Origin of the sequence: Novipirellula artificiosorum, assembly GCF_007860135.1 — a bacterium.
Taxonomy (GTDB): Bacteria; Planctomycetota; Planctomycetia; order Pirellulales; family Pirellulaceae; genus Novipirellula_A; species Novipirellula_A artificiosorum.
Map to the genome: position 1 here is coordinate 17,652 of NZ_SJPV01000020.1, position 9,595 is coordinate 27,246.

The following is a 9,595-nucleotide window of genomic DNA, read 5'->3' on the forward strand; positions in this document are numbered from 1 at the left end:
GACCGATCAGCATGACCAAACAGAACTCGGAATCGCCACAACAATCTTTGACTGAGCAAGCGAGTGGGCAAGTTCGTTGGTGGCTTGACCCGAACCGCGGATTGTTGCTGCCGGTTTCCGGGATCTGGATTCTCGCCTTGGACTGGCTGCTGTTTTCGTCGAACTTGCTGACTGCGGGACTGGCGACACCGATCGTCGTGGTGGTTGGTTTTGTGTTGGGGGCAGCCGGCACACTGGTTCTTCAGAGAAGGGTTGCCAAAGATCCGTTCTGGAGAGCTCTGGTGAAAGCACTTGTTTCCGGGATTGTCGTTGGAGTCCCCTGGCCGCTGACGGGATCATTGATCGGTGGTTGGATCCTGTTGGCTGCAGGGATGAAGAAACCCGCCAGCAAAACGACACAATCGTTATGATACGCTCGAATTCAAAGGCAAGACGCAATGAGCATTGAAGACATCTTTAACCTCGCCGTCGTGGTTTTCACGGTTGGAAATTTGGCGGCGATGGGATTGGAATTGAACGTACCCGACGCCATCAAGGCATTGCGAAACCCGCGATTCGTGACTCTGGTGATTGTCTGGAGTTGGTTGGTTGGTCCGGCGCTAGCGTATCTGATTACCAAGATCCTTCCGCTGTCAGAACCCTATGCCATGGGACTGCTGTTGGCTGGCCCTGCACCTTGTGCGCCTTTCTATCCGCTGGTGGTCCGAAAAGCCCGTGGAGACGTGGCCTTTGCGGCTGCGTTCTTACTACTGACAGCAATTGGCACAGTATTGCTCATGCCATTGATGGTGCCGCTGATGGTCAAGGGGATTTCGGTTAGCGCCTGGGCAATTGCGAAGCCGCTGATCACGCTCGTTCTGATTCCGCTGCTAGCCGGCATCACGATACGAGTCTACAAGCCGATCGCAGCAGACAAGCTATTTCCGCTGGTCAAGCGAATTGCTGGAATCGCTACGCTGACCGTGTTGATCCTGGTACTCGTGCTCTATGGCAAGGGAATGCTCAACTCGATGGGCGGCTTTGCGATCGGTGCACAACTTCTGTTTCTCGGCGGAATGACTTTGTTGTCTTACAAGTTTGGGTTTGGATTGAAACAGAACCAAAGAAGCATCATGGGCTTGGGCATCGGCACACGCAATATCGCTGCGGTGTTTGCGGTGCTGATGGCGATTCCGAACCCCGACCCGGACTTGGTCGTCATGGTCGTGCTCGTGGTTCCATTGTCGGTGATGGTCGCGTTCGCTGCGGCGCAGTGGTTCTGCAAACAAGTCGAGGTACAGACAACCGGAACGGATACAGCATGAATCTCATGAACCGACTTCGCCGCTACCTGCCCATCCTGGAATGGGGAGCCAAATACACCAGCAGAACGTTTACCAACGATCTGCTCGTCGCTGGGATTGTCACGGTCATGCTAATCCCGCAGTCGTTGGCCTACGCGCTGCTGGCTGGGCTTCCGCCCGAGGTTGGATTGTATGCGTCGATGGCACCGTTGATTTTGTATGCAATCTTTGGCACCTCTCGCGCATTGGCGGTCGGCCCCGTTGCCGTGGCCAGCTTGATGACGGCGGCAGCGGCTGCGACGATCGCTTCGCAAGGAACCCCTGAGTACCTTGGCGCCACGATTGCGCTTGCGGCGATCTCCGGTTTGCTACTGCTCGCGATGGGGCTGCTACGATTAGGGTTCCTGGCTAATTTCTTGAGCCATCCCGTCATCTCTGGGTTCATCACGGCCTCGGGCATCCAGATCGCAGCGGGTCAGCTTGCGCCGGTACTGGGTATCGACGCGCACGGCGAAAGTTTCGTCGATGTGGTTCAATCGATGATACCAAATCTAGGAAACATCAATCCCTACACCACCGTAATCGGAATCGCGTCGTTGGTGTTTCTGTTCTGGGTGCGTAGCGGGCTAAAGCCGTTATTATTGAAATTCGGTCTAAGTGAACGTGCTGCGGATCTATTGGCCAAGGTCGGGCCCGTGGTCGCGATCGCGGTGACGACGGCTGCGGTTTGGGGCTTTGGACTCTCGGAACAGGGTGTCAAGATTGTCGGCACGGTTCCAAAAGGATTGCCGAAATTCTCGATGCCTCCAATGGAGCTATCGCTTTGGGCAAAGCTGCTTGTTCCTGCACTGCTGATCTCGATCGTTGGCTATGTCGAGTCGATTTCGGTCGCACTCACGCTCGCGGCCAAACGCCGTCAGCGAGTGGATCCAGACCAAGAATTGATTGCTTTGGGCATGTCAAATTTCGGTTCGGCTGTCTCTGGTGGATTTCCCGTCACGGGGGGGTTTTCGCGATCGGTCGTGAATTTTGATGCCGGTGCAGAGACTCCGGCGGCGGGTGCCTTTACGGCGATCGGCATCGCGATGGCCACGTTGTTTCTCACACCGCTCCTCTACTTTTTGCCCAATGCGACCTTGTCCGCGACCATCATTGTTGCTGTTTTGTCCTTGGTGGACCTGGCTGCAATCAAACAGACTTGGCATTACTCGCGATCCGACGCCGCGGCCATGATCACCACGATCTTGTTGACGCTGGTTGAGGGAGTCGAAATAGGACTGCTGGCGGGTGTCGGGCTATCGATTTTCTTGCATCTTTATCGCACTTCAAGACCGCATGTGGCCACGGTGGGCCAGATCCCCGGAACCATGAACTTTCGAAACAGGGATCGGCATGATGTCGTGACGGACCCCGAGATACTGTCGCTGCGGATTGACGCGAGCCTCTATTTTCCAAATGCGCGCTTTATCGAAGACTATATCAACCAAGCGGTCGCAGCGGAGTCAACGGTTCGTCACGTCATCCTGGAGTGCCCCGCCGTGAATACGATCGATGCTTCCGCACTTGAAAGCCTCGAAGCCGTCAACGCCCGTCTAAAAGATGGCGGCATCACACTGCATCTGTCCGAGGTGAAAGGACCGGTCATGGACAGGCTAAAGCGATCGCATTTCATTCACCAACTGACCGGAAAGATTCATCTGACGCATTTCGATGCCGTCTCCAGTATCAATCCTGAACTGGCGAGACGTGCACTGGAATCGGCTGACACACGTTAGCATCGTGCGAAAAATAAGTGTTAGATTTCGTAATGGGATTCGCCAGAATTCCAGTGTGCAGGAGGGATTTCTTGCGAAATGCACTACGACAGCAATTGATCGCTCGTTCCTTAGCGTCCGGTACGGCGGGGTGCGTGGTCATCGTCGCGTCGAAGGATTGCATCTGTACCAAACGGCTCCAATCGGCGGTATTCTGTGGTACCATTTGCTATGATCTGACCGCTCGTCCTTTGTCCCGATTCAACTTTAGGGTTGGGGCTGTTGCGGAAGTTGTTAACGGCTTGTCGACGAAGCACGAGGCGACTCGTGGTTTTACGATACTACATTACTGATTGATTGTGAAAAGATTCTCCATTGGAAAAGAGGTGATGACAGTGAAGCCATCCAAGGCGTCCGAAACTCAAGTCGCGGTCGATCTTTGTTTTGATCCCTCCAAGACGATCGCGTTGCCGTTGGCTCGGCGTGCTGGTGTTGATTTGCCATCGGGACGCTCGCGTTGGATCAGTTTGTTCCTCCTGTGGCCACTCGTGATTGTCGCTGTCGGCTGTAAAACGGAAGTACAGCAACCGGCCGCTGCCCCGCCAAAGGTTACCGTTGGCCATCCGGTCCAGCGGGAATTGACCGATGAGGATGAGTTTAACGGGCTGCTGGAATCACCCGAGGTTGTCGAACTTCGTGCCCGGGTTCGTGGTCACATCCAAAAGGTACACTTCCAGGATGGTGAGATGGTCGAGCAAGGACAATTGCTTTTTGAACTCGATCCGAGACCGTTTCAAGTCCAGATCGATCAAACCGTTGCCCAAAGCCAAGCCCTCGAAGCCCAGAAAATCGCTGCGGACAAGATCGTTGCCCGCTACAAATCGTTATTAGAGCAGAACGCTGCCAGCGCGCAAGAACTCGAAGAGGCGGTGGCGGATGCGGGGTCCTTTGAGGCCCAGGTACTGGCCAAACAGGAAGAGGCCAAGACGTACCAATTGGACCTGGAATTTTCTCGAATCACAGCGCCCATCTCAGGACGTATCGGTCGGGCATTGTTGACCGAAGGAAACCTTGTCAACGCAGGTGGGAGCGATCCAATTTTGACTACGATCGTGTCGGTGAATCCGGTCTATGCCTATTTCTCGATTGATGAGCGGACCCTTCAACGATACATGAGAGCCCGTCAGGCGGACGGCGAGGAATCCGTGGTATCGTTACGTGAGCGAAAGATCCCCTTCCGATTCGGACTTGATTCCGATAGCGATTTTCCTCACGAGGGAATACTCGAATTTGCCGACAACCGAATCGATTCGGGAACGGGCACTGTGGAAGTGCGAGGCGTGGTCGAGAACAAACAGGGGCTGTTTGTTCCCGGCTCACGCGTGAAGATTCGAATTCCAGCAGGCGAACCGTACAATGCTGTGCTGATTCCGGATACGGCGATCCTAAGTGACCAGGACATACGCTACGTGTTGGTCGTTGACGATAAGAACGTGGTGACACGCCGCGACATCACTCCTGCCAAGCTGTTGGACGACGGGCTACGGGTGATTCTGCCTGGGAGAAGCGACGAACCGGCCATCACGTCGGACGACCGGATCATCGTGATGGGGCTTCAGCGGGCTCGCATCAACTACCCGGTCGAACCGATCCAAGAATCGACCAGTCCTGCTGAGGAATAGTTTGACGTTCGCAAGGACCCTTCCTCCGTGCCGAACGGACATCAATCGCTTCAGGAACCGCACACATGATCTCTCACTTCTTTATTGACCGTCCCATCTTTGCCTCGGTCCTGTCCATCGTCATCGTGATCTTCGGTGGAGTCGCGGTATCACAGTTGCCCGTGGCGCAGTATCCCGACGTGACACCGCCCACGGTTCAGGTGACGGCGACTTACCCAGGTGCCAACGCCGTTACGGTCGCCGAGACCGTGGCGACGCCGATCGAGCAGGAAGTGAACGGCGTCGAGCGGATGCTGTACATGTCTTCCAAGTGCACCAATGACGGTCAGATGATGCTCGACGTCACTTTTGAACTTGGCACGAATCTTGATACGGCCCAGGTGTTGGTCCAAAACCGTGTGGCGGTTGCCGAAGCCAAATTGCCAGAAGATGTCAAGCGGATTGGCGTGACGACGAAAAAGAAGTCGGCCAGCATCTTGATGTGCGTCAACCTGATTTCGCCCGGTGGACGTTACGATCAACTCTACCTCAGTAACTTCGCTTTGTTGAACGTCAAAGATGACTTGGCTCGCGTCTCGGGTGTGGGGGACGTCAGTTTCCTGGGACCGCGCGATTACAGTATGCGGATTTGGCTCGACCCGAATAAGCTTGCGTCACTGCAGATGACTGCCAGCGACGTGATCCAGGCCATCCAGGAACAGAACGTGCAAGTGGCAGCCGGCCGAATTGGCCAGCCGCCGATCCCAACGGGTGCAAACGTTCCGTTTCAGCTTCCGCTGAACGTGCAAGGCCGATTGTCGAATGAAGAGCAATTCGAGGAGATCGTTGTCAAACGTGGCGAGCGAGGCCAAATGGTCTACCTTCGCGACGTGGTGCGTGAGAAGACCTACGATGATGCCGGCCGTGTCGTCGAAAAAGGAATTGAACTGGGCGCGAAGAACTACGACGTGAACAGTTACCTTGACGGTGAACCGTCTGTCACGCTCGGCGTGTTCCAATTGCCCGGGTCCAACGCGCTCGAAACGGCCGCCTCGATTCGTGAAAAAATGGCCGAACTGAAAACCCGGTTTCCTGAGGGCGTTAAATACAAGATTGAATACGACACAACGGTCTTTGTGAGCGAATCGATCACCAGCGTTTACCATACGCTGATCGAGGCATTCGTATTGGTGTTTATTGTTGTTCTCGTCTTCTTGCAGAATTGGCGAGCCACGATTATTCCGATGGTCGCCGTACCGGTATCCTTAATCGGTACCTTCGCGTTCATGGCGTTGTTTGGCTTTTCGCTCAATAACCTGTCGCTGTTTGGGCTTGTGCTGGCGATTGGTATCGTGGTGGACGATGCGATCGTGGTGGTTGAGAACGTCGAACGGCTGATGGCGACGGGACTCAAACCTCGTGATGCCTGCCGCAAAGCGATGGAGGAAGTCACGGGGCCGGTCATTGCCATTTCGCTGGTACTTTGTGCGGTGTTTGTACCCACCGCGTTCATGGCTGGAATCAGCGGGCAATTCTTTAAGCAATTTGCCTTGACGATTGCCGCTTCGACGGTGATCTCGGCATTCAATTCGCTGACCCTCAGCCCCGCTCTTTGTGCGCTACTGCTGAAGCCGCACGACAAGGGCGACGGAGCCCATGGCCACGCGTCTTCGGAGCGCGAGGCGCTTCCGCGTTTGGGGATCGCAATTCTTGGCGGCTTGATCGCCTACGTCTTTTTGTCGGGTCTGGTGGCACACTGGACGGGTCTGGACATTCAGGCGGCCAAGGGCCACGGCCCCACGGCGCCTGATTGGCTGCGGATTGCTTTGTTCTTTGTCGGCTCGGTGGCCGGCTGGTTCTTGAGTCATCCTGTGAATTGGGTTCTCAACCGATTTTTTGATGGCTTCAACTGGGGATTCGATGTCACGATTCGTGGATACGGTCGGTGCGTCAGTCTGATGTTACGAACCTTCGTGATCGTCTTGGGCGTTTACTGCGTGATGATGTTTCTGACCTTTCTCGGATTCAAAATCGTACCCGCCGGTTTTATCCCGGAACAGGACAAAGGATACTTGGTCGTCAACGCACAGCTTCCCGATGGCGCCAGTCTGGAGCGAAGTGATCAGTTGGTACGAAAGCTGAGCAAGATTGCTCGTGAGACAGAAGGGGTCGCCCACACCATCGACTTAGCCGGTTACTCGACGCTGCTCAACACCAACATCTCGAACGCAGCCGGCATGTTTGTCGTGTTGTCGCCATTTGAGGAGCGGGCAGGTAAACCGGAACTGGCTGCGCCCGCCGTGATTGCGAGGCTACGTCAGAAGTTCTCCGAGTTTCAGGAGGCGCAGACGGCTGTCTTCGGCGCTCCACCGGTCGAAGGTCTCGGCAGCACCGGTGGCTTCAAGCTTCAGATTCAAGACCGTCGCGGAGCGGGGCTACGAGCGCTGCAAGGGGCCGTTCAGAACATGGCCGACGAGTCGCGTAATCAGCCGGGGTTAGTCGGCGTGTTCTCGACATTCAGCGTCTCTCAGCCACAGTTGTATGCTGAAATCGATCGTGAAAAGGTCAAATCGCAAAACGTATCGCTGGACGAAGTCCACCTAGCACTGCAAACGTTCTTGGGCTCGGCCTACGTCAATGATTTCTCCTTTCAAAATCGCAACTGGCAGGTCAATGTGCAGGCGGATCCACGCTATCGCATGCGGGCCGAGGACATTGGAAAGTTGGAAGTCCGAAATGCCGATGGTAATCGAGTTCCCTTAGCCACGCTGCTCAAGGTGGAAAACACCAGTGGGCCACCGATCGTCAATCACTACAATCTCTATCCTTCGGCCGAGCTGAACGGTGCAACCGCACCGGGAGTTAGCTCGAGCCAGGCGATCACGATGATGGAAGACCTGGCGGACAGCTCGCTTCCCACAACGATGGGATACGAATGGACCGAGTTGACGTACCAACAGATCTTGGCGTCGAAGGACATTCTGACCAAGCTTGCATTCCCGCTGGGCGTCTTGTTTATCTTCCTTGTACTCGCCGCCCAATACGAAAGCTGGCTATTACCGTTAGCGATCATTTTGATCGTTCCGATGTGTATCCTGGCTGCGTTAACCGGCGTTTGGCTTGCCCACTTGGACAACAACATTTTCGTACAGATCGGCTTGATCGTCTTGATTGGGTTGGCGGCGAAAAACGCGATCTTGATTGTCGAATTCGCCAAACAACTCGAGGACTCGGGGCAGCCGCGGTTTGAGGCGACGGTGGATGCTTGCCGATTGCGTCTGAGGCCGATTCTGATGACATCGTTCGCCTTTATTCTGGGCGTCGTTCCGCTGGTCTTGGCGAAGGGCGCTGGCGCAGAGATGCGATTCACGCTTGGCTTGGCGGTCTTTAGCGGAATGCTCGGGGTAACGATCTTCGGCATTTTCTTCACACCGGTCTTTTACTATGTCGTCCGCTGGATGAGTGCAAAACAGAAAGTGGAAAAACTCGAATCCCAACCCGTTGAACCTGTCGCCACATCGTTGACCGTTCACATGGATGATCAGGACGAGCAAGACCATTCGTAGTCGCGCACTTGCGCATCACGCAACGCCGTTGTCGTCGTTTTGCGAAGGGTACTTGCTGGCGACTGCTTCTAGTGTTGGCTCCTGCGCAGAAATCACGGGCAAGTCGAATGGCCTAAAACTTAACCTCGAAGATCGAGAAATCATCATCGAGTTGATCGGAGCCGCCTAACTCGCGAACGTGACGCAACAACTGGTCCATCGTTGGATCAGCAGATTGGCGGATCGCTGCGAGGTATTGCACAAAATCTTCGAACTCCCATTCCTTGCCGTCCGTTTTATGAATCTCATGGACACCGTCACTAAACACGAAAAGACTAGACCCTGAACCGACATGACAGCGGCCAGACTCGAACTCGTCCCACGGCATCATCCCGATCATCGGTCCCTGGGATTCTAACCGAAGTGGTTCCGCTGTTTTCTCGGGACTGCCTTCGAACAACAAGGCTTCAGGGTGCCCACCTCCAGACCAAGCCAGCGTCGACGTGCTTGGTTGATAGACGCCGTACCACATCGTAAAACACTTCTCTCCATACTCCTCCATGGGAAAAGCATCATTAAGCGCCTTGAGTACTTGCCCGGGTTCACAAAAATCGGTATTTGCAAGTGCTCGGGAGCGCAGGACGTTCATCAGGGTGACTGACAGCAATGCTGAATCAAGACCATGTCCGACGACGTCAATGAGGTATAACGCGAAGTGATCCTCGTCGATCCAATAGTACCCAAACGTATCGCCACCTAGATCGGCCGAAGGAACGTAGCACCAACTTACGGCAACCGGAGACTCAATTGGCTCGGGCAGCAGGGCTAGCAGATACTTACATCCGGCTTCGAGTTGCTCGGCCATATGACGTCGACTTTGGGCCAGTGCTTCGTAAGCTGCATTTCTCTGCAACAGACTGATATAGCCGCGTGAGTGGTATCGAATACGTGCCAATAATTCGACCGGGTCAGGTAGTTTGACTAAATAGTCATTGGCCCCAAGAGCGAACGCCTTCGCTTTGGTTTCAGCCTCTTCCTTTGTACTCAGCACGATCAGCGGAGTGTCCTGGGTCGCTTCGTTTTGGCGGTACTGAGGTACCAAATCCAGACCGCTGATTTCTGGCATGACCAAATCTTGCAAGATGAGCGTCGGTCGGATTTCGATTGCACGTTGCAGCGCATGGCGTGGATCTTGGCAATAGTGCAGCGTGATGTCCTCGTGCGGCGCCAACATGCGACGAACGGCTTCCCCCACCATGGCCTGATCATCGACAAGCAAGACGACAATTTTCTGCTGGAATTGTTTCTCGATGTCAATCGTATTTGCTTTGTCTTCGGCCATCATCCACTTT

General features: G+C 54.7%; 6 protein-coding genes. 5 read left to right on the forward strand and 1 reads right to left on the reverse strand.

Features of this window, described 5'->3' with window-relative positions; translation table 11 throughout:
* The first annotated feature begins 11 nt into the window (after positions 1–11).
* From Poly41_RS30690 to Poly41_RS34565, 5 genes are all read left to right on the forward strand, one after another.
* Entirely contained in the window at positions 12–410 is a 399-nt protein-coding gene (locus Poly41_RS30690) for a phosphoribosylaminoimidazole carboxylase (protein ID WP_146531199.1), read from the forward strand.
* Positions 411–437: 27 nt separating this feature from the next.
* A complete protein-coding gene (locus tag Poly41_RS30695; protein WP_146531200.1) occupies positions 438–1,304 on the forward strand; it encodes a bile acid:sodium symporter family protein in 867 nt (288 codons plus the stop codon).
* Positions 1,301–3,058: a SulP family inorganic anion transporter gene (locus tag Poly41_RS30700; protein WP_197231878.1), complete on the forward strand. Its 1,758-nt coding sequence runs from the start codon at positions 1,301–1,303 to the stop codon at positions 3,056–3,058. Before Poly41_RS30695 ends, Poly41_RS30700 begins: the two co-directional genes overlap by 4 nt.
* A gap of 368 nt (positions 3,059–3,426) precedes the next feature.
* Positions 3,427–4,719 carry an efflux RND transporter periplasmic adaptor subunit gene (locus Poly41_RS30705; RefSeq protein WP_146531201.1) on the forward strand — a complete coding sequence of 431 codons (1,293 nt, stop codon included), beginning with the start codon at positions 3,427–3,429 and terminating at the stop codon, positions 4,717–4,719.
* Positions 4,720–4,784: 65 nt separating this feature from the next.
* Positions 4,785–8,264 carry an efflux RND transporter permease subunit gene (locus Poly41_RS34565; RefSeq protein ID WP_197231879.1) on the forward strand — a complete coding sequence of 1,160 codons (3,480 nt, stop codon included), beginning with the start codon at positions 4,785–4,787 and terminating at the stop codon, positions 8,262–8,264.
* A 112-nt stretch (positions 8,265–8,376) separates the two neighbouring features.
* Here Poly41_RS34565 and Poly41_RS35565 read toward each other — a convergent pair whose 3' ends face one another.
* A complete protein-coding gene (locus Poly41_RS35565; protein ID WP_197231880.1) occupies positions 8,377–9,588 on the reverse strand; it encodes a SpoIIE family protein phosphatase in 1,212 nt (403 codons plus the stop codon).
* Positions 9,589–9,595 lie beyond the last annotated feature (7 nt).

Bases quoted from the DNA above. Each gene is read 5' to 3' on its own strand.
- Poly41_RS30690 (WP_146531199.1), top strand. From the start codon at position 12: ATGACCAAACAGAACTCGGAATCGCCACAACAATCTTTGACTGAGCAA.
- Poly41_RS30695 (WP_146531200.1), top strand. From the start codon at position 438: ATGAGCATTGAAGACATCTTTAACCTCGCCGTCGTGGTTTTCACGGTT.
- Poly41_RS30700 (WP_197231878.1), top strand. From the start codon at position 1,301: ATGAATCTCATGAACCGACTTCGCCGCTACCTGCCCATCCTGGAATGG.
- Poly41_RS30705 (WP_146531201.1), top strand. From the start codon at position 3,427: ATGACAGTGAAGCCATCCAAGGCGTCCGAAACTCAAGTCGCGGTCGAT.
- Poly41_RS34565 (WP_197231879.1), top strand. From the start codon at position 4,785: ATGATCTCTCACTTCTTTATTGACCGTCCCATCTTTGCCTCGGTCCTG.
- Poly41_RS35565 (WP_197231880.1), bottom strand. From the start codon at position 9,588: ATGATGGCCGAAGACAAAGCAAATACGATTGACATCGAGAAACAATTC.